Below are 26,817 nucleotides of genomic sequence, written 5' to 3'. Positions count from 1 at the left end.
CCGTTCCGATAAAGAGAAAACTCAGCGCAGCGCGCCCGCGAATTCGGGCTCGGGCAGACCGCGCACGCCCGCGTCGAGCGCGAACACGAGGCCGTCCTGCTCGCCCGCCTGCGCGGGAATGATCGTCGTGACGAACAGCGTGTCGTAATTCGCGCCGCCGAATGCGCACATCGACGGCTTCGACACCGGCACCGCGACGCTGCGGTCGAGCCGCCCTTCCGGCGTGAAGCGCAGCAACTGGCCCGCGTCGTTGGCGCAGATCCAGTAACCGCCGTCGGCGTCGACCGCCGCGCCGTCCGGGCGGCCGGTGTAGTCGTGCAGATCGGCGAACACGCGACGATTCGTGGGGACGCCATCGTCGATGTCGTAGTCGAATGCCCAGATCACGCGGCTCGACGGATGCGAATCGGACAGATACATCGTGCGGCCGTCGGGCGACCACGCGAGGCCGTTCTGCGTGCAGAGCGCGTCGATCACGGGCGCCGACAAACCGGCCTCCGCCGTGTAGCGATACAGCTTGCCCGCCGGTTGTGGCGCGGCGGCGTCCTGCACCATCGTTCCGGACCAGAAACGGCCCTGACGATCGCAACGGCCGTCGTTGAAACGCATGCGTTCGGCGTCGTGCGCGACGCTTGCGAGCGGGCGCACGCTGACTTCGCCTCGGTGCGACTGCGCGGCCGGCTCATGCAGCGTCACGGCGAAGAGCCCGGTTTCGAGCGCGGCCAGCACGCCGCCGTCGCGCGCGAACGCGAAGCAGCCGATACGCTCGGGCAGTGCCCATTCGGTGCGGCGTGCCAGTGCGCCGCCCGCCACGCCGGCGCCATAACGCACGATCAATTGCGCGGGAATGTCGACCCAGTACAGGGCGTTTTCCGACTCGCGCCACACGGGACATTCGCCCACCGCGGAGCGGCGCGCGTCATGCGCTTCGAGCGGCCGCGTGGGCGGCGTGAGGACTGCGACGTTCGCGCTCATTGATGCTCCTCTCATTGATGATCCTTCTTCCAGGCGTCGTAGGCGGCGAGCGTCGCTGCGTTCGGCGGATAGGTGCCCGGCAGCGCCGCGCCCGCTTCGATCCGTTCGGTGATAAAGCGCTCCAGACGCTCCTGCTCGAAGGCGTCGCGCGCGACTTCCTCGGCGAGATGACGCGGAATCACGACGATGCCGTCCACGTCGCCGACGATGATATCGCCTGGATACACGGCCACGCCGCCGCAGGCAATCGGCACGTTCAGGTCGACCGTGTGGTGCTTGCAGAGATTGAGCGGCGCCGACGCGCCCGCGCAGAACACCGGAATGCCGAGTGCCGCGATCGTGCCGCTGTCGCGCACTGGGCCGTCCGAAACCATGCCCGCCACGCCGCGCACCTTCATGCGCGTGGCGAGGATCGACCCCATCGACGCCGCATCGGTCACGCCGCGGCAATCCTGCACGAGCACCGCGCCCGCAGGCACGCTTTCCACGCCCTTGCGCTGCGGATGCTCCGGATTCTGGAACGCGCTCAACTGGTCGAGATCTTCGCGCGCGGGGATATTGCGCATCGTGAACGCCGGGCCGACGAGATTCGGCGTGCCGGCCGCCGGCGCGACCAGCGGCTTGACGCCTTGCAGGAACACGTTGCGCAGGCCGCGCTTGAAAAGCTGCGTGGTGAGCGTGGCGTTGGAAACGTGGCGCAACTGCTCGAGCGCGGCGGCGCTGACGGGGATGTCGAGTGAACTCATGGCGTGTCTCTTCGGTTTTGGTGTGGATGCCGCGCGCGGCGCAGGCAGTGGCTCGCATTGTTGTAATACAACACGGGAATTGTCAACCTGACGACCGCATCGGCGAGGGATGACGCCATCTTGTAGATGTATGACGACTCGCCAAACCCGCGACGCCGGGCTTGCGCCCCATCTCCGTGAGGTAAAGCCAGCGCTTGCGCGCAGATGCGCCACTTCGAGCGACGCACGCCGCGCGCGGCCCCATGCACTAGGGAAATCCCCAGCGCGTCAATATTTGCTTTACAACTTTGCACGAAATAGAATGATGTCTTACATGAAGGGCCGATTCGCTTTGCTGTCCGCCATCGAGCCAGCCGCCGGAACCCACGGGGCACTTCGCCAAAGAAACATTCATCGGGACCCGCAGCGCGGCACGACTTGGCGCCCGGTCCGTCCACAGCAGGAGACGAGCAGTGCAACGCAAGACATTCAAGGGGGTACGGTGGTGGATCATCGGCCTCATCATGATCGGCACGGTATTCAACTACCTCGCGCGCAGTTCGCTCTCGGTCGCCGCGCCCACGCTCACCGAAACCCTCCACATGACCACGCAGCAGTACTCGTACGTGGTCACGGCGTTCCAGGCGTGCTACGCGCTCGCGCAACCCGTCGCCGGCTTCGTGCTCGACTCCGTGGGCGTCAAGATCGGCTTCGCGATCTTCGCGTTCGGCTGGGCCATCGCCAACATGCTGCACGGTCTCGCCGGTAGCTGGGGCGCGCTGGCGTTCTTCCGCGGCCTGCTCGGCATGAGCGAAGCGGCCATCTTCCCGGCCGGCATGAAAGCGATCAGCGCGTGGTTCCCGGCGAAGGAGCGCTCGGTCGCCACCGGCTGGCTCAATACCGGCACCTCGATCGGCGCGATGATTGCCCCGCCGCTCGTGGTCTGGTGCATTCTCAAGTACAACTGGCAGTTCGCCTTCGTGCTCACGGGCGGCGTCGCGCTGATCTGGGTCGCGCTCTGGCTCGTGTTCTTCAAGATGCCCGCCGAACACCCGAAGCTCTCGCAGGAGGAAGCGGAGTACATCCGCGCCGGCCAGACCGAGGCGCAGAAAGCCAGCGGCGGCAAGCGCGCTTCGTTCAAGGAAGTGCTCAAGACGCGCCGCTTCTGGGGCATCGGCATTCCGCGCATGCTCGCCGAACCGGCGTGGCAGACCTTCGGCGCGTGGATTCCGCTCTACATGGTCACCGTGCGGCACATGAACCTGAAGGAAATCGCGCTGTTCGCGTGGATGCCCTTCCTCGCCGCCGACCTCGGCTGCCTGATCGGCGGCTATCTCGCGCCGCTCTTCATCCGCTGGTTCGGCTGCTCGCTCATCACCTCGCGCAAGCTCGTCATCACGACCGGCGCGCTGCTGATGATCGGACCGGCCTGCGTGGGCCTCGTGGCGAGCCCGTACGCCGCCATCGCGCTGTTCTGCGTCGGCACGTTCGCGCACCAGACCATTTCGGGCGCGCTGTTCACGCTCGCCTCGGACGTGTTCGGCCAGCACGAAGTCGCCACGGCCACGGGCCTCTCGGGCATGTTCGGCTATCTCGGCGCGACCGTGTTCTCGCTCATCGTCGGCGCACTGGCGAGCACGATCGGCTATAACCCCTTGTTCGTGTGCCTGATGCTGTTCGACCTGATCGGCGCCTGCGTCGCGTGGCGTCTGCTCACGACGCAGCAGAATGACGAGGCGGCGAGCGCCGCGCTCCGGCCCACGCAGAAAGTCGAGGTCTGATTCGGATGTACACTGGCCGGCGCCTGCGAGGGCGCCGGCTTTCGGCGTTTTTATGTGAGGTAACTCCACTGTGAAGAAAGTTGCATTGACCGGCGCGGCCGGCCAGCTGGGCACCGTGTTGCGCAAGGGCCTGCACGAGCGCGGCGTGAATCTGCGCTCCGCCGCCGGCTCGAAGCCGCTCGAACCGCTGTTCGCGGGCGAGGACGTGATGCACGGCGACCTGCGCGATCCCGTGGTGGTCGACCGTCTGCTCGAGGGCGTCGATGTGCTGATCCACATGGCCGGTACGAGCGTCGAACGGCCGCTGCCCGAAATCATCGAAAACAACCTGCGCGGCCTCGTGGAAGTCTACGAAGGCATGCGCCGCCACGGCACGAAGCGCATTCTGTTCGCGAGTTCGAATCACGCGATCGGCATGTATCCGGTGGAAGAGAAACTCACGCTCGACTGCGCGTTCCGTCCGGACGGCTTTTACGGTCTGTCCAAGGCGTGGGGCGAATCGCTCGCGCGCCTGTACTGGGACAAGCACGGCATCGAAACGGTGAACGTGCGCATTGGCAGTTGCCTGCCCGCGCCCACGGAATTCCGCCAGCTGAGCACGTGGTTCGGTCACGAGGACCTGTTCCATCTGGTCGATCGCGTCATCAACGTTGACGAAATCGGTTTCGCGATCGTGTGGGGCGTGTCGAACAATACGCGCAGCTACTGGATTCAGGAAGGCGAAAACGACGGCGCGAAGCGCCTCGGTTACGCGCCGAAGCAGAATTCCGAAGACTGGGCCGCCGAGATCCTGGCGAGGGAGAATCCGCTCGACGCGGTGGCGCAGCGGTATCAGGGCGGCAGTTTCGCGAGCTTCGATTTCACGCCGGTGGAGCAGCGCGGGAAGCGCTCGTAGGCGCGCGATTCGACTGCGCCGCGCATCGCCGATACAAAAAAAGCGCCCTACTCGGGCGCTTTTTTGCATTGTGCGGCGTGCCGACGCGATTAAAACAACACGTGCGACTTGACGATCATCTGCACGGCCGCGGCCAGCACGCACACGAGCACGATCACGCGAAACGCCAGCGGATGCAGTTTGTCGCGCAACGGCCGGATCAGCAGCATGCCGATGATGGCGGGCACGCTCGCGGCCGCAGAAATGGCCAGATCGGCGCCGTTCGCGTGCGCGCCGCCGCTGAACGTCGTGATGAGCGTGAGCACGGAGACCACGAGAATGATGGCGATCTGCTTCGTGAACACACGGCCCGTCGCGCCCGAAGCGATCAAATACATCGCCAGCAGCGGCCCCGGCACCGAGGCGATGCTCTCCATGAGCGCCGCGCCGAAACCGAGCAGGAAGCCCACCGGCTTGACCCACGCGGGCGCGAGCGTGAGTTTCGGCGAAGCGAGCAGCAGCGCGGCCGCCACCACCAGCGCGAGCCCCGAAGCCGCCTGCGCGTGATGCGGCTCCAGCCGGATCAGCAGGGAAACGCCCACCACGTTGCCGATGATCGTGCCCACCAGCGGCGCGGCGATCTGCTTGACCGTCTTCCACAACTCGCCGCCCTCGAGCGCCTGCGGGATGTTGCCGAGGATGATGGGCATGGAAAGCAGCAGCACGGCCTGCTTGACGGGCAGGAAATGCGTGAGGATGGGCATGGCGACCAGCGGCACGCCGATGCCCGTGACGCCTTTCACCATGCCGCCGAGCACCAGCGCGATCGCGAGTCCGCAGAGTTGAGCGGCGTCGAGCGCCTGCAGGTGTGCCAGCAGCACGCCGCCGGAGAGTTGGGATTCGAGCATCGGTGAAGGTTGGCCGGTAATTGGAAGTCTCGCCGCGTGAAATCCGACATTACGGTCATCTCACGCCTGACGGGGCTGCATGATAGCGCAGGCTGGCCGCGCTCACCTGGCGCGGCCTCGAGGCGCCACCGCCACGCGCGCCGCAGCGTTGCCGGCATCGGCAAAAAAAACGGCGGCCCCGGTTCGCTCAAACCGGGCGCCGCCGTCAATCCTGCCTCGGAGACCTACCTAAAACGCCATCAACGGCGCGCCGTCAGAAGCGGTGAATGATGCCCACCGCGCCCGCGACCTGGCTGCGCGACGACGAAGGCGCGCTGTTCTGGCCGTCGCCGATATCGGCCGTCGCGTTGATGATGCTGCCGTTCGTGCCCAGCGTCTGGCCGCCCGCGCGCTGATAAGCCTCGACGAAATAGAGGCCCGTGCGCTTCGAAAGCGTCACGTATTGCGAGAGGTTGAACTGCTGATACGACGCTGCGCTCTGCACGCCGTTCGCCTTGGTCGCGCGCGTGTAGCTGTAGCCGGCCGCGAGATCGAGCGTGGTGAGCGGTTTGTAATGCAGCACGACCCCGCCGGTGTTCCAGATTTGTGTGTTGACGAACGAAGAGCCGATACCCGGGATGTACTGCACATTCGAATAGGATGCCGAAATATCCCATTGCGAATTGAACGTGTAGCCACCCGTGACCGCGAAGCGCTGTTGCGTCTGCGCGGTCTGGAAGCCATTGGTGACGCCCGAGACGCCCGGCTCGCCGTTGCTCGACGCTGTGGAATTCGCGCCCCATGCACCGCCGCCGCTGGTCGAGTTGCTCAGGCGTTCGAAGCCCACCGCAACGCCCACCGGACCGTGAATGTAATTCGCCGCGACGCTCCACGTCTGGCCCGCGCCGGGGCTGCCCGCCACGCCGCCGAGCGCGTACATGCCGCTCACGGTGAAGCCCGCGATGTTCGGCGAGGTGTAGACGACCGAGTTGTTGATCCGATAGATCGTGTCCATCGAATCGAGATCGCCCGGATGCGCGCCGTATGCGCCCGTCAGCCACGTGGTCGGGCTGTACGGCGAGAGCAGCGTGTAGTACGGCGCGTACTGGCGGCCGGCCGTGACCGTGCCGTAGGTTTTATCGGCGATACCGACGAACGCCGCGCGGCTGAACATCAGGCCCGAGGTCGATTGCGCGCCGTTGGCCGAGTTATAGCCTTCTTCGAGCTGGAAGATCGCGCGCGTGCCGCCGCCGAGGTCTTCGCTGCCCTTGAAGCCGAAGCGCGAGCCGGCCCACACGCCCTGCACCATCTTGACGGCCGAGCGGCCACCCGAATTGCTGCCGAGCGCAGCCGAACTGCTTTGATAACCGATACCGGTATCGACGATACCGTAAAGCGTGACGCTGCTTTGCGCGTGCGCGCCCAGCGTTGCGAGTCCAAGCGCGGATGCGAGGATCGTTCTTTTCATCTGTACTCCTACATGTCGTCGTTGTGATTGCTGCTGGTTTTAATTGCGGACTGCGGTTTCCTCCTGACCGGCGAGCGCGCAACCCCTGAAGCGCGCTCGCCGCCTTGCCTACCTCGATATGATTACGACCGCTTAGTGAATCTCCGGCTCGCCTTCTTGCTTCGCTGCCGCGCCGCCCGCGCCGTCACGCTGCATGAAGTCGAATTCGCAACCCTTGTCGGCCTGCATCACGTGCGTCTGGTACATCGCGCCATAGCCGCGCGTGAAACGTGGCTCCGGCGCGACCCACGCGGCCTTGCGGCGTGCCATTTCCTCTGCGGAGATCAGCACGTTGAGGCGGCGGTCCGGCACGCTCAGCTCGATCATGTCGCCGTCCTGCACGAGCGCGAGCGGACCGCCGATGAACGATTCGGGCGCCACGTGCAAAACACACGCGCCATAGCTCGTGCCGCTCATGCGCGCGTCGGAAATGCGCAGCATGTCGCGCACGCCTTCCTTCAGGAGCTTCTGCGGAATAGGCAACTGGCCCCACTCGGGCATGCCGGGCGCGCCAACCGGACCCGCGTGCTGCAGCACGATCACCGAGTCGGCGGTGACATCGAGGTCGTCGCTGTCGATGCGCGCGGCCATGTCGTTGTAGTCCTTGAACACGACGGCCTTGCCCGTATGCACGTGCAGGCGCGCTTCCGCCGCGCCCGGCTTGATCACGGCGCCGTCCGGCGCGAGATTGCCGCGCAGCACGGCGAGGCCCGTGTCCGGCATCAGCGGCTTCGCACGGCGGTAGATCACTTCTTCGCTGTAGATTTCCGCGTCGGCGATGTTCTCGCCCAGCGTCTTGCCGTTGACGGTCATCTGCGTGCCGTCGATCAGATCGCCCAGCTCCTTGAGCATCGCGCGCAAACCGCCCGCGTAATAGAAGTCCTCCATGAGGTACTTGCCGGTCGGGCGGATGTTCGCGAGCACTGGCGTGCGGCGCGCGATCTCGTCGTATTGCGCGAGCGTGAGGTCCACGCCCGCGCGGCGCGCCACGGCGATCATGTGCACGATCGCGTTGGTCGAACCCGAGAGCGCGAGACACGTGGTCACGGCATTGTCGACGGCCTGGCGCGTGATGATGTCCGAGGGCTTGAGGTCTTCCCACACCATCTCGACGATGCGCATGCCCGTTTTCGCCGACATCTGCGCGTGGCGCGAATCCGGCGCGGGAATCGAGGCGAAGCCCGGCAGCGTGAAGCCCAGCGCTTCGGCGGCGCTCGTCATGGTCGAGGCCGTGCCCATCGTCATGCAATGGCCCGGCGAGCGCGCGATGCCGCCTTCCACGCCCTTCCAGTCTTCCTCGGTGATCTTGCCCGCGCGCAGGTCGGCCCAGTACTTCCAGGTGTCCGAGCCCGAACCGAGCGTCACGCCGTTCCAGTTGCCGTTGAGCATCGGGCCGGCGGGCAGGAAGATGGTGGGCAGATTCATGGAGATCGCGCCGAGCAGCAGCGCGGGCGTGGTCTTGTCGCAACCGCCCATCAGCACGACGCCGTCCGCCGGATACGAGCGCAGCGTTTCCTCCGCCTCCATGGCGAGGAAGTTGCGATACAGCATGGTGGTGGGCTTCTGGAACGGCTCGGAGAGCGTTTGCACCGGCAGCTCGATCGGAAAGCCGCCCGCTTGCCAGATGCCGCGCTTGACCTCTTCCACACGCTGCTTGAAATGCGTATGGCACGGGTTGATCTCGCTCCACGTGTTGAGGATCGCGATCACCGGCTTGCCCGCATATTCTTCGCGGCTATAGCCCATCTGCGCCGTGCGCGAACGATGGCCGAACGAACGCAGGTCGTTCACGCCATACCAGCGATGGCTACGCAGTTCTTCGGGGGTCTTTCGCTTGTTGCTCATCTTGCATTGCTCCAGGTGTATCCGGGTGTTTCCGAAGTGTTTCGGCGAGGCCGCCAATGCCGCCTAGCGCTGTTCCTTCACGCGCGACACGAGTTGTGTCGGGCTGACGAATTGCAGGGCGACCAGCACCCACGCGAGCGTGATCGCCATGTAGATCATCGCCATGGCGTCGATGGATTGCGGCGCACGCACGCCCGTCGAAAAGACGGCGTAGTACAGCGCGACCACCAGCGTTTGCGTGTCGGGTCCGGCGGTGAAAAAAGTGAGTTCGAACATGCCGATCGTGCGCACGAGCACGAGCAGCCCCGCCGCCAGCATGCCGGGCACGAGCAGCGGCAGCAGGACGTAGCGGAAATAGCGCAGCGTGTTCGCGCCGAAAATGCGCGCCGCCGACTCCAGGTTCGGATCGATCTGCTCGATGAACGGCGTCATCACGAGAATCACGAACGGCAGCGCCGGCACGAGGTTCGCGAGGATCACGCCGGGCAGCGTGCCCGCGAGACCGAAGTGATACATGGCCGTGGCCATGGGAATGCCGTAGGTCACGGGCGGCACCATCAACGGCAGCAGGAACACGAGCATGGCGAGGCGCTTGCCCGGAAACTGCGCGCGCGCGAGCGCGTACGCCGCGGGCACGCCGAGCAGAATGGACAGCAGCACGACCGCGCCCACCACTTCGAACGTCACCCACAGCACGCTGCCCAACTGAAAGTCGCGCCACGCCTGCGCATACCAGTGCAGCGTGAAACCTTGCGGCAGCGGCGTGCCGAACCAGCGCGTGGCGATGGAATTCACGCCGACCGTGGCGATCAGCAGCAGCACGTTGAGCAGGAAGAACACCACGCCGCCCCAGACGAGCACTTTCCAGATCAGGTCGGGCAGGCGCGCATCGGGTTTCGCTCGCGGCGCGTTCGTCGCGTGCGCGTTGCTCGCGCCTTCGTTGCTCGCGTCGTCGTGAGCCAGGCCCGATGATGCATTGCGTTGCTGTGCGGTCATCAGCCTTTTCCTCCGCTCACCGGGCCCGAGTAGAAAAAGCGCCTCGCGCCCAGCATCGCGGCCACCACGACGAGCTGCACGAAGCCCATGACGATGGCGATGGTCGAGGCGAGCGCGTAGTCGTAGCTCTCGAACGCCGCCTCCGACGCCGCGATCGAAATCACGCGCGTGGGACCGGCGGGCGCGCCGAGCAGCACGGCCGAAGGAAACACCGAATACGCCTGCACGAACGAGAGGCACGCGGCCATCGTGAGACCCGGCGCGAGCAGCGGCAGATAGATCTGCCGGAACTGCTGCCACGGCCCCGCGCCGAGCGTGGCGGCCGCGCGCGCGAGCGTGGGATCGATGCCCGTGACGTACGAGAGCACCAGCAGGAACGCGAACGGAAACCCCGAGACGATCAGCGAAATCAGCACGCCCCAGTAGTTGTGCGTGAGGCGGATCTCTTCGTTCGTGTACAGATGCAGCGCGTGCAGCGCCTGCGGAAACCAGCCGTTCGGGCCGAAGTAGCTCAGCATGCCGTCCGCGATCAGCACGGTGCCGAGCGTGACGGGAATCACGAGCAGCGTGGTCACGAGCTTCTGATACGGCGACTTGCGGCGCAGCGCGAACGCCACCGGCAGCGAGAGCCCCACGTTGATGACGGTGGCCGGCACCGCGAGCTTGAGCGTGACGAACACCGTGGGCCACATCGACCGGTCGGTGAAGAATTGCAGGTAGTTCGCGAACACGCCGCCGCCGTTCATCGGCTTGAACGAGAGCATGAGACCGTAGGCGAACGGATACAAAAACATCGCGACGATAAAGCCGAGCGCGGGCGTGACGAGCCAGCCGCGGGCGTCGCGCGGCGCCTTCAGCGCGGAGACGACGGCGCTCATGACGCCCGCTCCGAGGCCGGCGCCGCATAAGCCAGCACGCGCGAAGGCGCCACGCGCAAGGTGGCGCGCTCGCCCGCTTCGAACTCACCCTCCACGCGCGCCCACAGCTTGCCGAACGGCGCGTTCGCGAGCAGCAGCGAGTCGCGGCCGCCGTATTCGACCAGCTCGACTTCCACGTCGAACGCATTGGCGTCGCCAGCATTCGCGCGTTCGAAATCTTCGGGACGCATGGCCACGGCGATCTCGTTTGCGCCCGCGCGGGCGACTTCGCCCATCGGCACGCCGGTGAGCGTAATGCCCGACGCGGACATCGCGACATGCTCGCCCTGCTCGCCGGTGAGCGCGAACGGCAGGACATTGCGATAGCCCATGAAGCGCGCCACGTGCAAATTCGACGGGCGGCTATAGACTTCCTTCGGCGTGGCGACCTGCTGCACCACGCCCTCTTTCATCACCACGATGCGATCGGCCATGGAAAGCGCCTCGTCCTGGTCGTGCGTGACGTAGATCGTGGCGCGTTCGAGGCGGCCGTGAATGCGGCGGATTTCCGCGCGCATTTCAATGCGCAGTTTCGTGTCGAGATTGGAGAGCGGTTCGTCCATCAGCACGAGCGGCGGCTCGATGACGATCGCGCGCGCAATGGCCACGCGCTGCTGCTGGCCGCCCGAGAGCTGGCCGGGCAGTTTGCTCTCGTGACCCACGAGCTGCACCAGCTGCAGCGCCTCGCGCGCGCGCCGTTTGGCTTCGTCGCGCGCCACGCCCTGCATCTTCAGCCCGAAGCCCACGTTCTCCAGCACGCTCATGTGCGGGAACAGCGCGTAGTTCTGGAACACCATGCCGAAGCCGCGTTTTTCGGGCGGCAACACGTCGATCCGCAAGTCGTCCAGCCAGATGCTGCCGCTCGTAAGCGGTTGCAAACCCGCGATGCAGTTGAGCGCCGTGGATTTGCCGCAGCCCGAAGGGCCGAGCAGCGCGACGAATTCGCCGCGGCGAATGTCGAGATCGAGCCCGCGCAGCGCGGCGAGCGGCGTGCCCTCCGCGCTCGTGAAGCTGCGGCACACCGCGTCCAGTCGCAGACGATCGAATGAATGCTTCATCACACGTTCCCGATTCACGGATCAACGACACTCAAACAGGCATCGGCAAGAAGGGCGATTTCACCGCGACTTCATTGCGATTTTTGCGAACCCACTTCGCGGTCCCATTTCTGGAACGCCGCGACCATCGCCTGCGCCGAAAGCGGCTGCACATGCGGGTAGGCCGTGAGCCACTTCGCGTACTCGGGGCGGCCATACTTCGCGATCACGTCCTGGCTCGCCTTGGGCGCCATTTGCAGCGTCACGCCGTTGACCGCCGGACCGGGATAGAAGTAGCCGTCGTCGTAGGTCATGGCCTGTTGCTGCGGCTCGAGCATGAAGTTCATGAGCTTGAGCAGCACTGCGAGCTTTTCCTTCGACACGCCCTTCGGCACGACCATGTAATGCGCGTCGTTCACCCACGTCATGTTGTCGAACGCCTGCACCTTGAACTCGGCCGGCACGATGCCGAGCGCACGCGGGTTGATGTCCCAGCCCGTGACCGTCACGGTCATGTCGCGCGTGCCTTCGCCCAGTTCCTTCATTACCGCCGAGGTGCCGCCGGGGTAATACGGCACGCACGAATTCAGCTCTTTGAGGAACGCCCAGGTCTTGTCCCAGCCGTTCACGGGATCCTGCGGATTTTTATCGCCGAGCAGATACGGCAGGCCCATCAGGAAGGTGCGGCCCGGGCCCGAATTGGCGGGGCGCGCGTAAATGAGCTTGCCGGGATTCGCCTTGCACCAGGCGAGCAGTTCCTGCGGCGTGTGCGGCGGCTTCGCGACCTTCGCGGGGTTGTATTCGATCAGCGGACCGGCCGGCATATACGAGACTTCGAGGCCATAGCCCTGCGCGAGGTCCTGCATCTTGCGCGGACCCGGCGCGTATTTGTCGAGCACGCCCGGCAGCGCCGCCGCCTGATCGGGCAGCAACTTCATCCAGAGGTTTTGCTCGATGCCGGCCGCGAGCGCGTCGGTGCCCGTGAGCACGAGGTCGATGTCGGCGCGACCGGCGGCCTGCATCGCCTTGATCTTGCCAGGCAACTGCGGCGCGGGCGCATTCGTGTAAGTGATATTGGAGACGAGCGTGGGGTTCTTCGCCTTGAAGGCTTCGAAGGCCTTCTGCGTGAGCTGGAGATTGCCGGCCACGTCGACAATGTTCAGGGATACGGGGTCCGCCTTCGCCGCGCTCGCGCCGAGCGCCGATGCGGCGGCCACACACACGGCCAGGAAGCTGGCCTTCAAGCGTCCATTGAACATCGCATCTCCTCACTTCTCTTGTTTATGGGATTGTTCTACGTGGCTTCTACGTGGCCGCGCTGGCTTCGACAGGCCGAGCCCACCGAAGGATGCCGAACCACACACCAAGTTGTCAAGCAACGTCAGGCGCTTCGTGGGGGAGTTGTCGGCTCCTTGTCGGAGAAAGCGCCCGCGAAAACCGGGCGGGCGCTGTTTTCCTGCTGGTCCTTCCCGCGGCGGTCCGGCTTCCCGCCGCGCGTACGAGGGATTACCCGCGCACGAGTTCGCCGTCGCGCAAGCGCCACAGCTGCAGCGGGTTGTCGTTCTGCAGCGTGGCCGGCAAGAGTTCCGCCGGCAGATCCTGGTAGCACACCGGGCGCAGGAAGCGCTCGATCGCCATGGCGCCTACCGAGGTCGTGCGCGAGTCGGACGTGGCCGGGAACGGGCCGCCGTGCACCATCGCATACGACACTTCCACGCCCGTGGGGAAGCCGTTCGCGAGAATGCGGCCCGCCTTGCGTTCCAGAATAGGCAGGAGGCGCGCGGCCATCGCGTAGTCGTCGCGGTCGATGTGCAGCGTGGCCGTGAGCTGGCCTTCGAGCTGCTCGGCCACGCGCGCGAGTTCGGCTTCGTCGCGGCAGGCGATCACGACCGAGGTCGGTCCGAAGATTTCGTCGGACAACGCGTGCTGCGCGAGAAACTGCGCGGCGCTGGTCTTGAACAACACCGGCAGCGCGTCGCAATGGGCTTCTGTTTTCGCGCCTTCCGCCAGCACCTCGACACCCGCGAGCTTTTCGCGCGCCGCCACGCCTTCTTCATAGGCCGAGGCGATGCCCGCCGTCAGCATGGACTGCGAGGGCTTTTGCGCGAGCGCCGCGCTAGCGGTCTTCACGAAGCGGTCGAGATCGGGACCGTCGATGGCGAGCACGAGGCCCGGATTCGTGCAGAACTGACCCACGCCCAGCGTGAGCGAATCGACGAAACCTTGCGCCAGCGCTTCCGTGCGCGCGGCCAGCGCCGCCGGCAGCACGAACATCGGATTGACGCTGCTCATTTCCGCGTAGACGGGAATGGGTTCGAGGCGATTCGCGGCGATGTTCGCGAGCGCGAGACCGCCGCGGCGCGAACCCGTGAAACCCACGGCCTTGATGGCCGGATGCGCCACGAGCGTTTCGCCCGCTTCGTTGCCGCCGCCGAACACGAGCGAGAACACGCCTTCGGGCAGACCGACGTCCGCCACGGCCTGCTGGATCGCGCGGCCGACGAGTTCCGAGGTGCCCGGATGCGCGAGGTGCGCCTTCACGACGACCGGACAACCGGCCGCCAGTGCCGAAGCCGTGTCGCCGCCCGCCACCGAGAACGCCAGCGGGAAATTGCTCGCACCGAACACGGCCACGGGGCCGAGCGGAATGCGCTGCGCGCGCAGGTCCGAACGCGGCAGCGGCTTGCGCTCGGGCAGTGCCGAGTCGAGCACCGCGCCGCACCAGCGGCCGTCGCGCACCAGCGTGGCGAACAGGCGCAACTGGCCGACCGTGCGGCCGCGCTCGCCTTCGAGGCGCGCCTTGGGCAGCGCCGACTCGAGATGCGCGCGCTCGATCAAGGCGTCGCCGATCCCGACGATGCGTTCGGCGATCGCTTCGAGCAAACGCGCGCGCGTTTCGAACGGCGCGGCGCGGAACGCGTCGAACGCCTGGCCCGCGAGTTCGCAGGCGCGCGCGACTTCGGCCTTGCCGCCCAGACCGAACGCCGGTTCGATCTCCTCGCCCAGCGCGGGCGCGAAGGCCCGCATTTCGCCTGCTGCGCCGCGCACGGCCTGCGCGCCGATCAGCATGGCTCCCGTAATCTGCATAGTCGCTCCGTTCATCCGTTTCGTTGCACGAACCGACAGCTTACGCGTGCGCCGCCGAGGACGCGGCGAGCCGCTTCTGCTCGAACGCGAGCAGTTCCTTCGCCGCCGCGCCGATGGCGGGCAGCGCTTCGGCCGGCGACTGCGAGAGCAGCGGCAGGATCGGGCCCATGTCGGCGATGCCGGAGAGCGTGACGGCGTCGTGCAGCACGCGGATCAGCGAGATGTCGTCGCGCAGCGTTTCGAGCGGCATGAACGCGTCGTAAAGCTGTTGCGCTTCTTCCGCGCGGCCTTCCTTCGCGGCCTTCAGGAGCGCCATCACGGCGTTCGCCGCGATACAGCCCGAACCCGTGGTCCAGGCGGCCAGGCCGAAATCGCGCACGTGCACCAGCGCCGGGCGCTCGCCCATGCCCGACACGACCTTCGAAGCGGGCACGCGCTCGAGCAGACCGCGCAGATACGGGTCGTTCGCGGGATCCTTGCGGACAATCGCGTACTTGACGGCGATGAGCGTGCCGCGCTCGACCAGACGCACGAGCGTCTCGACATCGACGTAATCCTCGCTCTTGATATAGAGCGTGAGCGGAATGCCCGCGGTGTCGGCGATGCGCGTGAGGCCCGCTTCCACGCCGGCCGGCGTGGTGAAGCCCGTGAGCGGCAGAACCATGGCCGTCTGGTACTGCGTTTGCGAAAGGATGCGCGCCTGGTCGAGCATCTTGCCGTAGTCCGCGCCGATAGCCGGGATCACGCGCGTTTCGGGCGCGGTCAGGTCGGCGAGCATGTCAAGCAACTCTCGGTATTCGCTCACGGCCACGTGGTACAGATTCGCGTTGCCGCCGTACAGCAGCGTGCGCAGGCCGCCCGCTTCCATATGCTGGATCAGCTTGCGGTTGGCTTCGACGTCGAGCGAGAAGTCGGGGCGGCGTGCGAGCGGCGGCACGGCCATCACGGTCGAGGCGAATTCGCTCTCGACGATCGGGGACACGTTCATGGAGCCTTGTGCTGAATGGTGGGTTGTCAATAATGCGACAGTAGCATCGCGTCGCCTTAGTTGTCAAACAACTTATGGACTTGTTAGGGTTTGTTCGGAGCGTGCCCTAAACCGCTCGAAACCCGTGCCGCGACCTGCGCCGCATCTGCGCCGATACCCCCGCCCTGCGCGATCGCTACAGCCTTCGTAACGGAATATTGTAGAATCGCCGCCGAATCTTGGAACCGGTTCCATTTACCATGTGTCGCCGGGTCGCCGCTGCGACGTTCGGCGACTTGTCACCGGCGTCGATCCGTCGAACCGGCCCGCGCAATGGCACGAGCACGACGCGCGGCCCAGGCTGGCCACGGCCGGATCACGCCGTGCCGAACTCATACAGAATCCAACCATGTCCGAATCCCCACTCACGACACGACGCGGCTTTCTGCGCACGGCCGCCGTGCTCGTTCCCGCCAGCGCGCTCGCCGGCTGCGAAGGCGGCGCGAAATCGCCCGCGACTGCGGCCACGGATGCATCCACGGCGTCCGGCGCCGCGGCCACCGCGGGCTCGTCCGCGCAGGCTGCCGCGTACAAACCCCGCTTCTTCGACGCCCGCGAGTGGGCCTTCGTCGAAGCGGCCGCCGACCGTCTGATTCCCGCCGATACCGAAGGCCCCGGCGCGCTCGAAGCGGGCGTGCCCGAATTCATCGACCGGCAGATGGACACGCCCTACGCGCACGGCGCGCTCTGGTACATGCAGGGGCCGTTCCAGCAAGGCGTGCCGGAACTCGGCTATCAGCTGAAGCTGGTGCCGCGCGACGTGTACCGCCTGGGCATCGCCGCCGTGAACGCGTATTGCACGAAGTCGTACGGCAAGGACTTCGACGCGCTCGACGCCGCCACGCGCGACAGCGTGCTGGCCGCGCTCGAAGCGGGCAAGGTCGAACTCGACGGCGTGCCCGCCTCGGTGTTCTTCGGCCAGTTGCTGCAGAACACGCGCGAAGGTTACTTCTGCGATCCGATCCACGGCGGCAACCGCAACATGGCCGCCTGGCAGATGATCGGCTTTCCCGGCGCACGCGCCGATTTCATGGATTTCGTCAACCAGAACGGCAAGCCGTATCCCTACGGTCCGGTATCGATCAACGGGGAGCGCACGTAATGGCGATCAAGAAACCGCATGTGGACGCCGTGGTGGTCGGCTTTGGCTGGACCGGCGCGATCCTCTCGAAGGAACTCACCGAAGCGGGCCTGAACGTGGTCGCGCTCGAACGCGGCGAGTATCGCGACACCTACCCCGATGGCGCGTACCCGAACACCATCGACGAACTCACGTACAACATCCGCAAGAAGCTGTTCCTCGATCTTTCGAAGACCACCGTGTCGATCCGGCATGGCGTGAACGACACGGCGTTGCCTTACCGCCAGCTGGCCGCGTTCTTGCCCGGCGAAGGCGTGGGCGGCGCGGGTCTGCACTGGTCGGGCGTGCACTTTCGCATCACGCCAGAAGAGCTGCGCCTGAAGAGCCATTACGAGGAACGCTACGGCAAGAAGTTCATTCCCGAAGGCATGACGATCCAGGATTACGGCGTGAGCTACGACGAACTGGAACCGCACTTCGACTTCGCGGAGAAGGTGTTCGGCACTTCGGGCCAGGCGTACAAGGTGAACGGCAACGTGGTGGGCGACGGCAACGTGTTCGAAGCGCCGCGCAGCGACAACTTCCCGCTGCCCGCGCAATTGAACACGTATTCGGCGCAGCGCTTTTTCGACGCGGCGCAATCGCTCGGGCTGCATCCGTACCGGCTGCCCTCGGCGAATACTTCGGGGCCCTACACGAATCCGTACGGCGCGCAGATGGGGCCGTGCAACTTCTGCGGCTATTGCAGCGGCTACGCGTGCTACATGTACTCGAAGGCCTCGCCGAATCTCAACATCCTCCCCGCGCTCAAGCAGGAAAAGCATTTCGAACTGCGCTCGAAATGCCACGTGCTGCGCGTTGAACTCGACGACACGAAAACGCGCGCCACGGGCGTGACGTACGTCGATCCGGCCGGCCAGGAAGTGTTCCAGCCCGCCGATCTCGTCATCGTTTCGGCGTTCCAGTATCACAACGTGCATCTGCTGCTGCTTTCGGGCATCGGCAAACCATACAATCCGGTCTCGGGCGAGGGCGTGGTCGGGCGCAACTTCGCGTATCAGAATCTCTCGACGATCACGGCGTTCTTCGACAAAGACACGTGGACGAATCCGTTTATCGGCGCGGGCGGCAACGGCGTGGCCGTGGACGACTTCAACGCCGACAACTTCGACCACGGGCCGCTCGGCTTCGTCGGCGGCTCGCCGCTGTGGGTGAACCAGGCGGGCGTGAAGCCGATCAGCGGCATCGCCACGCCGGCGGGCACGCCCAACTGGGGCAGCGCGTGGAAGAAGTCCGTGAAGGATCACTACGCGCACACCATTTCGATGGACGCGCACGGCTCGAACATGTCGTATCGCGACGTGTTTCTCGACCTCGATCCCACCTATCGCGACTCGTATGGCCAGCCGCTGTTGCGCATGACCTTCGACTGGAAGGACAACGACATCAAGATGGCGCAGTACGTGACGGGCCAGATGCACAAGATCGCCGAGGCCATGGGACCGAAGGCCATCAACGTGTACACGCGGCAGTTCGGCGCGCATTTCGACTCGCGCCGCTATCAGACCACCCACCTCGTGGGCGGCGCGATCATGGGCACCGACCCGAAAACGAGCGTCGTCAACCGCTATCTGCAAAGCTGGGATGTGCACAACGTGTTCGTGATGGGCGCGTCGGCGTTTCCGCAAGGCATCGGCTATAACCCGACCGGCCTCGTCGCCGCCCTCGCCTACTGGTCCGCGAAAGCGATCCGCAACCAGTATCTGAAGAACCCCGGACCGTTGGTGAGCGTGTGAAGAACCGCATGAAAAAGAACCTGATTGGCGGGCGCTTTGCACGCACGATGCTTGCGTCGCTGGCCGCGGCTGCGTGCATTTCGACGACGATGCAAGCCGCGAATGCGGCCGCGAGCGCAGCCACGAGCGCAACCGCCGATGCCCCCAACGCCAACGCCGCGCTCGTCGCGCATGGCGAATACCTCGCGCGCGCGGGCGACTGCATCGCCTGTCACACGACGCAAGGCGGCAAGCCGTTCGCGGGCGGTCTGAAGTTCGACACGCCCATCGGCGCGATCTATTCGACCAACATCACGCCCGATTCGAACACCGGCATCGGCAAGTGGAGCTACGACGACTTCGCGAAGGCCGTGCGCCAGGGCGTGCGCCCGAACGGCGACACGCTCTACCCGGCAATGCCGTTCCCCTCCTACGCGCGCCTTTCCGACGACGACATGAAAGCGCTCTACGCGTATTTCATGCAAGGCGTGGCGCCCGTGCCGGCGGGCAATCGCGCGGTGGACATTCCGTGGCCGCTCTCGATGCGCTGGCCGCTGTCGTTCTGGCGCCTGCTGTTCGCGCCGAAGGTACAGGTGTTCGACGGCACGCACTACAACGACGCGATCGTCGCGCGCGGCGCGTATCTCGTGCAAGGGCTCGGCCATTGCGGCGCCTGCCACACGCCGCGCGCGCGCACGATGCAGGAACTCGCGCTCACCGACCTCGAGGGCGACGACTTCCTCGCGGGCGGCGCGGCCATCGACGGCTGGGTGCCCACCAACCTTCGCGGCAACGCGCGCACGGGCCTCGGCGCGTGGAGCGAAGACGACATCGTGCAGTTCCTCAAGTCGGGGCGCAATTTGCATACGGCGGCGTTCGGCGGCATGACCGACGTCGTGCAGCACAGCATGCAGCACATGACCGATGCCGATCTGCTCGCCATGGCGCGTTACCTCAAGACGCTGCCGACCAGCGACGCGAAAGAAACGCCGTACGCGTACGACGACGCCGCCGCGCAGGCGCTGCAAGGCGGCAACGCGAGCGCGCGCGGCGCGGCCGTGTATCGCGACAACTGCATGGCCTGCCATCGCAGCACCGGACGCGGCTACACGCGCGTGTTCCCCGCGCTCGGCGGCAATCCCGTCGTGCAGGGCAAGGACCCCACTTCGCTGATCCACGTGCTGCTCACGGGCAACGCGCTAATGGGCACGAAAACGGCGCCCTCGACCATCACGATGCCGGGCTTCGGCTGGCGCCTCTCCGACCAGGAAGTCGCCGATGTCTCGACCTTCGTGCGTACGAGCTGGGGCAACGCCGGCACCCCCGTGAGCGCGGCAGACGTGGCGAAGGTCCGCAAGACCGTCACCGTGAACGCGCCCGAACTTCCGCCGGGCGCCTCGCTCGAGCGCTAGTTTCCCGCTCCGTTTTCCCCCGCGTAAGCCTGCCCGTTTGCCTCCTTCGCCTCGCGCGCCTCGTGCGCGAGGCGGCGGGCCGGCGCGCGCATAACAAGAGATTGCCCACGCGGCAATCCATGCATGTTGATGACACCGATGAAGACACACCTCTACGCCGCGCCCGTCCTGCTCACGCTCGCGGGCAGCGCCTTCGCGCAAAACTCCGTCACGCTCTACGGCATCGCCGACGCGGGCCTCACCTACCGCAGCAGCGAACGCACGGGCACGACCGGCGCGTACAGCGGCCATTCGAATGTGGGCGCGACGAGCGGCAATCTCTCCGGCAGCCGCTGGGGCATCAAGGGCAAGGAAGACCTGGGCAACGGTCTGGCCGCGATCTTCCTGCTCGAAGACGGCTTCGACCTCACCAACGGCACCTCGGGCCAGAGCGGCCGCCTGTTCGGCCGCCAGGCGTTCGCGGGCCTCGCCGACCGGCAATACGGCTCGCTGACGATGGGCCGCCAGTACACCTCGCTCGACGACTTCGTCGGGCCGGTCGCGCCGGTCAACTTCATCGGAGGCTTCGGCGCGCATCCGGGCGACATCGACGACCTCGACCAGACCACGCGTGTCGACAATTCGATCAAGTACACGAGCGCGAACGTCGCGGGCTTTACGTTCGGCGCGCTGTACGGCTTCGGCGGCCAGGCAGGCAGCCTGAAACGCAAGAACACGTGGAGCGTGGGCGCGGGCTATGCGAACGGGCCGCTGCACGTGGGCGTGGGTTACGAGCGCTCGGACAACAGCAAGACCGGTCTCGCCGACGCCACTTACGGCAAGTGGCAGGGCACCTTCGACGGCACCTTCAATTCGTCGATCAACGAGGGCTACGCGAGCGCGCAGTCGCAGCAGGTGGTGGCGGCGGGCGCGACCTACGACTTCGGCGCGGCCGTGGTGGGCGTGAACTACAGCAACGTGCAGTACCGCGCGGGCGCGAACTCGCTGTTCGCGGGCAACGCCAGCTTCAATATCGCCGGTATTTTCACGCAATGGAACGTGCGCCCGAACGCGCATCTGTTCGCGGGCTACAGCTATACGCGCGGCAGCGGCGCGGACGGCGTGAACGACGACGCGCAGTATCACAACGTCTCGCTCGGCGCGCTCTACGACGTCTCCCGGCGCTCGACGGTGTACCTGCTCGCCGGTTATCAGCACGCCTCGGGCGAGACGCTCGACGCGCTCGGCCGCCCGGTCGCGGCAACGGCCTCCGTGTCAGACAAGGGCAACGGCCACTCCGCGGCGGCGCAGTCGCAGGCGATCGTGAGCGTGGGCCTTCGTCAGAAGTTCTAACTAACTAACCAGGCGGTGTTTCGCGTTCAGTGCAATACGTCGGGACGCGAGAGCAGGCAGTAGAACTCGTCCATGGTGACGGTGGGCGCGAATTTCGCCAGCGTGGACTCGATCACGTCGTCGTAAATCGCCGATCCCGTCGCCGATTCGAGCTCGACGCCGGCCTGCGCCGCCTGGTCGGTGGCGATCTCGAGCGCGAGCGACAGAACGAAGCGGGCGTCGGACTGGGTAAATAGCGTTTTCATGCCTGCACTAACGGCGGCGCGGCGCGAAATCTTTAGCGTTTTTACGCCGATTCCGGGGCGCGGTTTTCACTGATATCGCGCCGCCCGCGCGGCGGTTTGGCGGCACTTTGGCGACACTTCGGACCGCCAGACCGCCGTCATTCCGGCCCGAAATATGGCACGCGTATTTCAACGGCGCACGGCACGTCGACGCCGCCCGGCGCGTGTCGCATTCGCGCACAGGCCTTGACTTGCGGCTTTCGGCTGCATACGTTGCTGGCATCGACAAACCAAGAACAATCAGAACGACGATGCCACACGACCCGCCACTCGCCGGCACACCGGCGCCCGAGCGCATTCCCTACGCTCATTTCGACGTCAACGCCCTGCCCGTGCGCGAGCAATTGCTGGCGTGGCGCGACCGCATGGGCCAGATCACCGACGTCGTGCCGCTGCACGCCCAGGTCGGCGCGCCGTTTCGCGCCTCGATCGAGCGCTGGGACGCGGGCGGCGTCATGTTCGCCGATTGCTATACCGACCTCATCAAGCTCGACCGCAGCATTGCGCGCATTTCGCAGGACAATGCGCGGCGCATCTGCTTCAACGTCTTCATCGACGGCGATGCGCAAAGCGTGATCGAGCGGCCCGCGAAGCGCGGCGACGCGCAAGGCGAAGTGGGCGTGCTCGCCATCGACCTCGACCAGCCGGTCCGCTTGATCCGGCGCGGCAGCCGCCACTTCTCCATCTTCACGCCAGGCGCGCTCATCCAGTCGTTGTTCGCCGACCCCGCCGCGCTCCATGGGCGCCGGCTCTCACCGCACGATCCGGCCGCGCGCGTCGTGGTCGAGCGCGTGCTGCGGCTGCGCGCCAACATTCGCGAGATGACCGCCGAAGCCGCGCAGCGGCACCTGCGCGAGCTCGTCGAGCTGATCGCCGCCGCGTTTGCCGCCCAGGCCGGATTGATCGGCGGCAAGCGCGCGATCGCCCGCGCGGCCACCTACGCCAGCGCGCGCGAATTCGTGCGCGCCAATCTCGCCAACGTCGACCTCACGCCCGAATTCGTGCTCGACCGGCTCGCGCTGTCACGGCCCAGCGTGTATCGGCTCTTTCAGCACGAGGGCGGTTTGAACGCGTATATCCGCCACGTGCGGCTGCGGGCGGCCGCCCAGGATCTCGTGCGTTATCCCGGCGTGGCGATCAAGGACATCGCCTACTCCGTGGGTTTTCGCAGCGCGACGGATTTCACGCGAGCGTTCCGCCGCGATTACGATGTCGCGCCGCAGGACGTGCGTTTCTACAAAAGCGTGCCCGCAGGACGGTAACGCCGCGCGATCTGTTGTAAAGTCGGTCGCTTCGCAACCCCACGCAGCACGCGCACGATGCCAACGCCCTCGACTTTCGCGCCAGTGGCGCTCGAACACGCCAGCCGCCTCATCAATCACGGCCCGACCGTGCTCGTCACGAGCCAGGACGGCGCGCGCCGCAACATCATGGCCGCCGCGTGGTCGATGCCGGTGGAATTCACGCCGCCGCGCATCGCCGTCGTGATCGACAAGCAAACCTTCACGCGCGAACTGATCCACGCGAGCGGCACGTTCGGCCTGTGCATTCCGGGCGTGGCCGCCATCGACCTCACTTACGCCGTGGGCAGCGTGAGCGGCCGCGAGATCGACAAATTCACGCACTTCGACATTCCCGCCATCGCCGGACCGGTGCTCGGTTTGCCGCTGCTCGAAACCGGCTGCGCGGCGTGGATGGAATGCCGCCTGATTCCCGAGCCGCACACCGAAGACGCCTACGACACCTGCTTCTGCGAAGTGGTCTCGGCGGCCGCCGATCCGCGCGCGTTCCGCAACGGCCATTGGGAACTCGACGCCAGCAACGGCGACCTGCACACGATCCATCATCTCGGCGCGGGCAATTTCGTGCGCGCGGGCGACAGCATCAAGGCGCGCCCGCTGAAGTAAGCCCGCGCGGCGCGTTGCCGCGTCGCGCGCATCAGGACAAACGAAACTGCGCGACGCAGCGCACGAGTTGCGCGGCCTGCTCGCGCAGGCTTTCCGCCGCTGCGGCGCTCTCTTCCACGAGTGCCGCGTTCTGCTGCGTGGTCTGATCCATCTGCGTGACGGCCTCGCCCACCTGTTCCACGCCCGTGCTCTGCTCCGCGCTCGCCTGGCTGATTTCGTCGACGATCAGGCTCACGCGCGCGATCGCACTCACGATCTGCGTCATGGTCGCGCCCGCTTCGTCCACCAGCGCGCTGCCCGCCTCCACTCGCACCACGCTCTCCGCGATCAGCGCCTGAATCTCGCGCGCCGCCTGCGCGCTGCGCTGCGCGAGACTGCGCACCTCGGTCGCGACCACGGCGAAACCGCGCCCCTGCTCGCCCGCGCGCGCAGCCTCCACGGCGGCGTTGAGCGCGAGAATATTGGTTTGCGCGGCAATGTGATTGATGATGCCGGTGATGTCGCCGATCCTGCGCGCGCTCTCGTTGATGCGCTGCATGGTGGCGACGACTTCGCCCACCACGTTGCCGCCCTTCGTCGCGATGCTCGCGGCGCCCCCGGCCAGTTCGCTCGCCTCGAGCGCATTGGCCGCGTTCTGCTTCACGGTCGCGCTGAGCTGTTCCATCGAAGCCGCCGTTTCCTGCAACGCGCTCGCCTGCTCCTCGGTGCGCTGGCTCAAATACGCGTTGCCCGAGGCGATCTGCGCGGAGCCCGTGGCGATCGAATCGCTGCTGCTGCGCACCTGCCCGACAATGCGCGTGAGCGAGCGCGTCATCGCCTGCATGGCGGCCATCAGGCTTTCGGTGTCGCCCGCGCGCAGGTGCAGGTCGACGTCGAGATCGCCGGCCGCGATCCGGCGCGCGGCGTCGCGGGCGTCGTCGGGCTCGCCGCCCAGCTTGCGCGTGATCGCGCGCGAGAACGCCACGGCGAGCGCCACGCCCGCGGCCACGATGGCCGCCATCACGCCGATGCTCGCCAACATCGCGCGGCGCTGCTGCGCCGTGGCGCGGGCGATGGCCTGCGAGGTTTCCGCGACGATCGCCGCGCCCGCCTCGCGCAACACGATGGCCGATTCGCGGTCGAGACCGTCGATGGCGCGGTCGCCCACCCCCACGTCGAACCCCGAAGCCTTGAATCGTTCGAGCGCCTGGCGGAACGCCTCGCCCATACCGGCATGCAGCGCGTTGAAGCGTTCGAGCTTCGCGCGCGCCGCGCCCGGCGGCAACGCGAGCGCGACGCGCTCGGTCGTGGCCTGCGTGGCGGCCTCGTATTTCTGGAACGCGCGCCAGTACTTGCCGTATTGTTCGGCATCCTTACCACGCAGCAGGATGTCCTTGCCGTTCTGCACCTGGTTCTTGAACGCCACGAGCGCATCGGCTACGTCGCGCGCGTTCGCGTCGTCGACCTCGATCAGCGTTTCATAGGTATTCGCGGCGCGGTTCATCTGCCAGATACCGAACAGCCCCGCCGCGGATGCCGCCAGCAGCGCCGCCCCGAGCGCCAGCGGAAGTTGATGGACCAGTTTCATCGTTCACCTTGTGTCGTCCCCTCGATGGGGCTCGTCTCCCGCCGGCGAGAGTAGTCGATGCCGCGCCGCGTGGCTCTGCACAAAAGTGAGATTTGCTGGGATTTTTGTCGCGCGGGCGCACGAGACTGCGCCGCGCGCGGCCATCACGCCGAATACAAGCCCTCGGGCCCGTTGCGCAGCGTGCGCGCGAGCACTTCCAGCCCCGCGCGCAGCATCTCGTCGCTGCGCGCGCCGCCCAGACTCAGTCGCACCGCGTGCGGCGCCGAGCCGCGCCCGATCACGAAACTGTCCGCCGTTTTCACGAGCACGCCCGCCTGACGCAACGCCGCCGAAAATTCGGCCGCGCGCCACGGCTCCGCGAGCGGCAGCCACAAGTGCGGGCTCGCCGGATCGGTGCGATAGGTCCAGCCTTCGAGCACTTCGGCGGCGCTCGCCTGGCGCAGCGCCACCTGCGCGCGCTGCTGCGCGATGAGCCGGTCGATTTCACCGTCGACGATCCAGCGCGCCGCGATTTCCGCCGGCAGCGGCGAGGTCATCCAGCAATCGCTGCGGATCACCGCGAGAATCTTGCCGACCCAATCCTGCGGCGCCTGCACATAGCCAATACGCAAGCCCGGCGCGACCGCCTTCGACAAACTGCTGATGACGATGCCGTGCTCGGGCAAGCGCGCCGTGAGCGGCGCGGGCGGCGCGTCAAGCAGCGCGGCGGGCACGAGGTCCTCGATCACCACGAGGTTGTGACGCACGGCGATCTCGGCGATCTGCGCGCGGCGCGCTTCGGACAGCGTGGCCGTGGTCGGGTTGTGCAGCGTCGGCACGCAGAACAGCGCGCGCGGGGCCAGCAGGCCGCAGGCGCGTTCGAGCGCGGCGGGCACGATGCCTTCGTCGTCGATTTCGATACCCACGAGGTTCAGCCGCAACTGCCGCGCGAGCGCCACGATGCCGGGATAGCTGAGCGCTTCGGCAAAGATCGTGTCGCCGGGGCGCAGCACCGCGCGCAGCACGCACGCGAGCCCGTGCTGCGCGCCCTGCGTGACGAGCACGCGCTCGGCCGGCACCGCGCAGCCCATGCGCGCGAGCCAGCGCGCGCCCGCCTCGCGATGCGAGCGGCGGCCGCCTTCCGGCTGATACAGCAGCAATTCGCCCGCGAGCCGTTCGTCGGCGGACAGATTGCGCAAGGTTTGCGTGAGCAGCGCGGCTTCGTCGGTGGGCATCGGCACGTTTTGACCGAGGTCAACGAGACGCGATACAGCCGACGCGAGCGGCGTGGCCGCGGCCAGGCTGTCGGCGCGTTCGGGCTCGGGCCGCGCGAGGCCCGGTCGCGCGAGACGCGCGAGGCGCGCGCCATCGGCGTCCGGCTCGGCCACGTAGGTGCCGTCGCCCACGCGCGCGACGACCATGCCGCAGCGCTCCAGCTCGGCGTAGGCGCGGCTCACCGTACCCGTGGTCACGCTGAGTTTCTTCGCGAGCAAGCGGTGCGCGGGCAGCTTTTCGCCGGGCAGCATCTGGCCCCCGTTGATGGCCTGCACATAGGCATCGGCGATCGCGCGGTACTTGGGTTCGTTGCTGCGCGAAAGCGTGGGCAGCCAGCCGTTCATGGTGTTTTCCCGGGTGTCCGACAAGGATAAAAGCGCCTCGCGGGCGCGCCGCAAGGCTGCGTCATTATCGCGCCCAATTCGCCGGAATGAAGGCTGTCATTTACTTCAATTGACTTCATTGAGTGGCGTTAATTGCCCCTCTAGGATGCCGTAACGCCTGAACAGGCGAAGGAGACAATCGCCGCCGGACGTGCCTTTCAGCC

Annotated in this window: 22 protein-coding genes; 8 read left to right on the top strand and 14 right to left on the bottom strand. The window is 66.5% G+C overall.

Annotated elements, in window-relative coordinates; genetic code table 11:
- Positions 1–21: 21 nt before the first annotated feature.
- Together FAZ98_RS21730 and FAZ98_RS21725 are read right to left on the bottom strand one after the other, a co-directional pair.
- Positions 22–975 carry an SMP-30/gluconolactonase/LRE family protein gene (locus FAZ98_RS21730; protein ID WP_158953678.1) on the bottom strand — a complete coding sequence of 318 codons (954 nt, stop codon included), beginning with the start codon at positions 973–975 and terminating at the stop codon, positions 22–24.
- 11 nt (positions 976–986) lie between these two features.
- On the bottom strand, positions 987–1,721 hold the full coding sequence (locus FAZ98_RS21725) for a ribonuclease activity regulator RraA (RefSeq protein WP_158953676.1): 735 nt from the start codon (positions 1,719–1,721) through the stop codon (positions 987–989).
- A 452-nt stretch (positions 1,722–2,173) separates the two neighbouring features.
- Here FAZ98_RS21725 and FAZ98_RS21720 point away from each other — a divergent pair, with 452 nt between their 5' ends.
- Positions 2,174–3,481: an MFS transporter gene (locus FAZ98_RS21720; protein WP_158953674.1), complete on the top strand. Its 1,308-nt coding sequence runs from the start codon at positions 2,174–2,176 to the stop codon at positions 3,479–3,481.
- A gap of 70 nt (positions 3,482–3,551) precedes the next feature.
- On the top strand, positions 3,552–4,376 hold the full coding sequence (locus FAZ98_RS21715) for an NAD-dependent epimerase/dehydratase family protein (protein WP_158953672.1): 825 nt from the start codon (positions 3,552–3,554) through the stop codon (positions 4,374–4,376).
- A gap of 89 nt (positions 4,377–4,465) precedes the next feature.
- Here the strand turns inward: FAZ98_RS21715 and FAZ98_RS21710 are convergent, their stop codons facing one another.
- The 9 genes from FAZ98_RS21710 to FAZ98_RS21670 form a co-directional block, all read right to left on the bottom strand.
- Entirely contained in the window at positions 4,466–5,263 is a 798-nt protein-coding gene (locus tag FAZ98_RS21710) for a sulfite exporter TauE/SafE family protein (protein ID WP_158953670.1), read from the bottom strand.
- 253 nt (positions 5,264–5,516) lie between these two features.
- Positions 5,517–6,710: a porin gene (locus FAZ98_RS21705; RefSeq protein WP_158953668.1), complete on the bottom strand. Its 1,194-nt coding sequence runs from the start codon at positions 6,708–6,710 to the stop codon at positions 5,517–5,519.
- A 132-nt stretch (positions 6,711–6,842) separates the two neighbouring features.
- Positions 6,843–8,594, bottom strand: a complete 1,752-nt coding sequence (gene araD / locus FAZ98_RS21700; protein WP_158953666.1) for an L-arabinonate dehydratase — start codon at positions 8,592–8,594, stop codon at positions 6,843–6,845.
- A gap of 63 nt (positions 8,595–8,657) precedes the next feature.
- Positions 8,658–9,590, bottom strand: a complete 933-nt coding sequence (locus FAZ98_RS21695) for an ABC transporter permease (protein ID WP_233272762.1) — start codon at positions 9,588–9,590, stop codon at positions 8,658–8,660.
- The gene (locus FAZ98_RS21690; RefSeq protein ID WP_158953664.1) at positions 9,590–10,468 is read right to left on the bottom strand and encodes an ABC transporter permease; all 879 of its coding nucleotides are present in this window, start codon (positions 10,466–10,468) and stop codon (positions 9,590–9,592) included. Before FAZ98_RS21690 ends, FAZ98_RS21695 begins: the two co-directional genes overlap by 1 nt.
- The gene (locus FAZ98_RS21685; protein ID WP_158953662.1) at positions 10,465–11,565 is read right to left on the bottom strand and encodes an ABC transporter ATP-binding protein; all 1,101 of its coding nucleotides are present in this window, start codon (positions 11,563–11,565) and stop codon (positions 10,465–10,467) included. The genes FAZ98_RS21690 and FAZ98_RS21685 overlap by 4 nt, the downstream gene beginning before the upstream one ends.
- A 71-nt stretch (positions 11,566–11,636) precedes the next feature.
- A complete protein-coding gene (locus FAZ98_RS21680) occupies positions 11,637–12,803 on the bottom strand; it encodes an ABC transporter substrate-binding protein (protein ID WP_158953660.1) in 1,167 nt (388 codons plus the stop codon).
- Between the two features lie 247 nt (positions 12,804–13,050).
- Positions 13,051–14,631 carry an aldehyde dehydrogenase (NADP(+)) gene (locus tag FAZ98_RS21675; RefSeq protein WP_158953658.1) on the bottom strand — a complete coding sequence of 527 codons (1,581 nt, stop codon included), beginning with the start codon at positions 14,629–14,631 and terminating at the stop codon, positions 13,051–13,053.
- Positions 14,632–14,671: 40 nt separating this feature from the next.
- Positions 14,672–15,619: a dihydrodipicolinate synthase family protein gene (locus FAZ98_RS21670; RefSeq protein WP_158953656.1), complete on the bottom strand. Its 948-nt coding sequence runs from the start codon at positions 15,617–15,619 to the stop codon at positions 14,672–14,674.
- Positions 15,620–16,007: 388 nt separating this feature from the next.
- Here FAZ98_RS21670 and FAZ98_RS21665 point away from each other — a divergent pair, with 388 nt between their 5' ends.
- The 4 genes from FAZ98_RS21665 (at position 16,008) to FAZ98_RS21650 (ending at position 21,258) form a co-directional block, all read left to right on the top strand.
- Positions 16,008–16,760, top strand: a complete 753-nt coding sequence (locus tag FAZ98_RS21665) for a gluconate 2-dehydrogenase subunit 3 family protein (RefSeq protein ID WP_158953654.1) — start codon at positions 16,008–16,010, stop codon at positions 16,758–16,760.
- The gene (locus tag FAZ98_RS21660) at positions 16,760–18,535 is read left to right on the top strand and encodes a GMC family oxidoreductase (RefSeq protein WP_158953652.1); all 1,776 of its coding nucleotides are present in this window, start codon (positions 16,760–16,762) and stop codon (positions 18,533–18,535) included. The genes FAZ98_RS21665 and FAZ98_RS21660 overlap by 1 nt, the downstream gene beginning before the upstream one ends.
- An 8-nt stretch (positions 18,536–18,543) precedes the next feature.
- Complete coding sequence (locus FAZ98_RS21655) at positions 18,544–19,926, top strand: cytochrome c (protein WP_158953650.1); 1,383 nt, start codon at positions 18,544–18,546, stop codon at positions 19,924–19,926.
- Between the two features lie 138 nt (positions 19,927–20,064).
- A complete protein-coding gene (locus FAZ98_RS21650; protein ID WP_158953648.1) occupies positions 20,065–21,258 on the top strand; it encodes a porin in 1,194 nt (397 codons plus the stop codon).
- 26 nt (positions 21,259–21,284) lie between these two features.
- On the opposite strand, the gene FAZ98_RS21645 is transcribed toward FAZ98_RS21650, so the two are convergent.
- Positions 21,285–21,503, bottom strand: coding sequence for a hypothetical protein (locus FAZ98_RS21645; RefSeq protein ID WP_158953646.1), 219 nt, complete (start codon positions 21,501–21,503; stop codon positions 21,285–21,287).
- Positions 21,504–21,793: 290 nt separating this feature from the next.
- Between FAZ98_RS21645 and FAZ98_RS21640 the strand changes: the two genes are divergently transcribed.
- Together FAZ98_RS21640 and FAZ98_RS21635 are read left to right on the top strand one after the other, a co-directional pair.
- Positions 21,794–22,804, top strand: coding sequence for a helix-turn-helix domain-containing protein (locus FAZ98_RS21640; RefSeq protein ID WP_158953644.1), 1,011 nt, complete (start codon positions 21,794–21,796; stop codon positions 22,802–22,804).
- Positions 22,805–22,861: 57 nt separating this feature from the next.
- Positions 22,862–23,449: a flavin reductase family protein gene (locus tag FAZ98_RS21635; protein WP_158953642.1), complete on the top strand. Its 588-nt coding sequence runs from the start codon at positions 22,862–22,864 to the stop codon at positions 23,447–23,449.
- Between the two features lie 31 nt (positions 23,450–23,480).
- On the opposite strand, the gene FAZ98_RS36065 is transcribed toward FAZ98_RS21635, so the two are convergent.
- Together FAZ98_RS36065 and ehuR are read right to left on the bottom strand one after the other, a co-directional pair.
- A complete protein-coding gene (locus FAZ98_RS36065) occupies positions 23,481–25,016 on the bottom strand; it encodes a methyl-accepting chemotaxis protein (protein WP_158953640.1) in 1,536 nt (511 codons plus the stop codon).
- A gap of 143 nt (positions 25,017–25,159) precedes the next feature.
- Positions 25,160–26,614: a MocR-like ectoine utilization transcription factor EhuR gene (gene ehuR, locus FAZ98_RS21625; protein ID WP_158953638.1), complete on the bottom strand. Its 1,455-nt coding sequence runs from the start codon at positions 26,612–26,614 to the stop codon at positions 25,160–25,162.
- Positions 26,615–26,817: the final 203 nt, after the last annotated feature.

The sequence above is a fragment of the Paraburkholderia acidisoli genome (genome assembly GCF_009789675.1).
Taxonomy (GTDB): Bacteria; Pseudomonadota; Gammaproteobacteria; order Burkholderiales; family Burkholderiaceae; genus Paraburkholderia; species Paraburkholderia acidisoli.
The sequence above is the reverse complement of the archived record's forward strand: the minus strand, read 5'-3'. Positions and strand labels throughout refer to the sequence as shown.

Excerpts from the sequence above, each read along its gene's own strand:
- FAZ98_RS21675 (WP_158953658.1), bottom strand. The coding sequence starts at position 14,631 with ATGCAGATTACGGGAGCCATGCTGATCGGCGCGCAGGCCGTGCGCGGC.
- FAZ98_RS21685 (WP_158953662.1), bottom strand. The coding sequence starts at position 11,565 with ATGAAGCATTCATTCGATCGTCTGCGACTGGACGCGGTGTGCCGCAGC.
- FAZ98_RS21655 (WP_158953650.1), top strand. The coding sequence starts at position 18,544 with ATGAAAAAGAACCTGATTGGCGGGCGCTTTGCACGCACGATGCTTGCG.
- FAZ98_RS21640 (WP_158953644.1), top strand. The coding sequence starts at position 21,794 with ATGCCACACGACCCGCCACTCGCCGGCACACCGGCGCCCGAGCGCATT.
- FAZ98_RS21670 (WP_158953656.1), bottom strand. The coding sequence starts at position 15,619 with ATGAACGTGTCCCCGATCGTCGAGAGCGAATTCGCCTCGACCGTGATG.
- FAZ98_RS21690 (WP_158953664.1), bottom strand. The coding sequence starts at position 10,468 with ATGAGCGCCGTCGTCTCCGCGCTGAAGGCGCCGCGCGACGCCCGCGGC.
- ehuR (WP_158953638.1), bottom strand. The coding sequence starts at position 26,614 with ATGAACGGCTGGCTGCCCACGCTTTCGCGCAGCAACGAACCCAAGTAC.
- FAZ98_RS21635 (WP_158953642.1), top strand. The coding sequence starts at position 22,862 with ATGCCAACGCCCTCGACTTTCGCGCCAGTGGCGCTCGAACACGCCAGC.
- FAZ98_RS21725 (WP_158953676.1), bottom strand. The coding sequence starts at position 1,721 with ATGAGTTCACTCGACATCCCCGTCAGCGCCGCCGCGCTCGAGCAGTTG.
- FAZ98_RS21650 (WP_158953648.1), top strand. The coding sequence starts at position 20,065 with ATGAAGACACACCTCTACGCCGCGCCCGTCCTGCTCACGCTCGCGGGC.
- FAZ98_RS21730 (WP_158953678.1), bottom strand. The coding sequence starts at position 975 with ATGAGCGCGAACGTCGCAGTCCTCACGCCGCCCACGCGGCCGCTCGAA.
- FAZ98_RS36065 (WP_158953640.1), bottom strand. The coding sequence starts at position 25,016 with ATGAAACTGGTCCATCAACTTCCGCTGGCGCTCGGGGCGGCGCTGCTG.
- FAZ98_RS21710 (WP_158953670.1), bottom strand. The coding sequence starts at position 5,263 with ATGCTCGAATCCCAACTCTCCGGCGGCGTGCTGCTGGCACACCTGCAG.
- FAZ98_RS21695 (WP_233272762.1), bottom strand. The coding sequence starts at position 9,590 with ATGACCGCACAGCAACGCAATGCATCATCGGGCCTGGCTCACGACGAC.
- FAZ98_RS21665 (WP_158953654.1), top strand. The coding sequence starts at position 16,008 with ATGTCCGAATCCCCACTCACGACACGACGCGGCTTTCTGCGCACGGCC.
- FAZ98_RS21705 (WP_158953668.1), bottom strand. The coding sequence starts at position 6,710 with ATGAAAAGAACGATCCTCGCATCCGCGCTTGGACTCGCAACGCTGGGC.
- araD (WP_158953666.1), bottom strand. The coding sequence starts at position 8,594 with ATGAGCAACAAGCGAAAGACCCCCGAAGAACTGCGTAGCCATCGCTGG.
- FAZ98_RS21660 (WP_158953652.1), top strand. The coding sequence starts at position 16,760 with ATGGCGATCAAGAAACCGCATGTGGACGCCGTGGTGGTCGGCTTTGGC.
- FAZ98_RS21645 (WP_158953646.1), bottom strand. The coding sequence starts at position 21,503 with ATGAAAACGCTATTTACCCAGTCCGACGCCCGCTTCGTTCTGTCGCTC.
- FAZ98_RS21680 (WP_158953660.1), bottom strand. The coding sequence starts at position 12,803 with ATGTTCAATGGACGCTTGAAGGCCAGCTTCCTGGCCGTGTGTGTGGCC.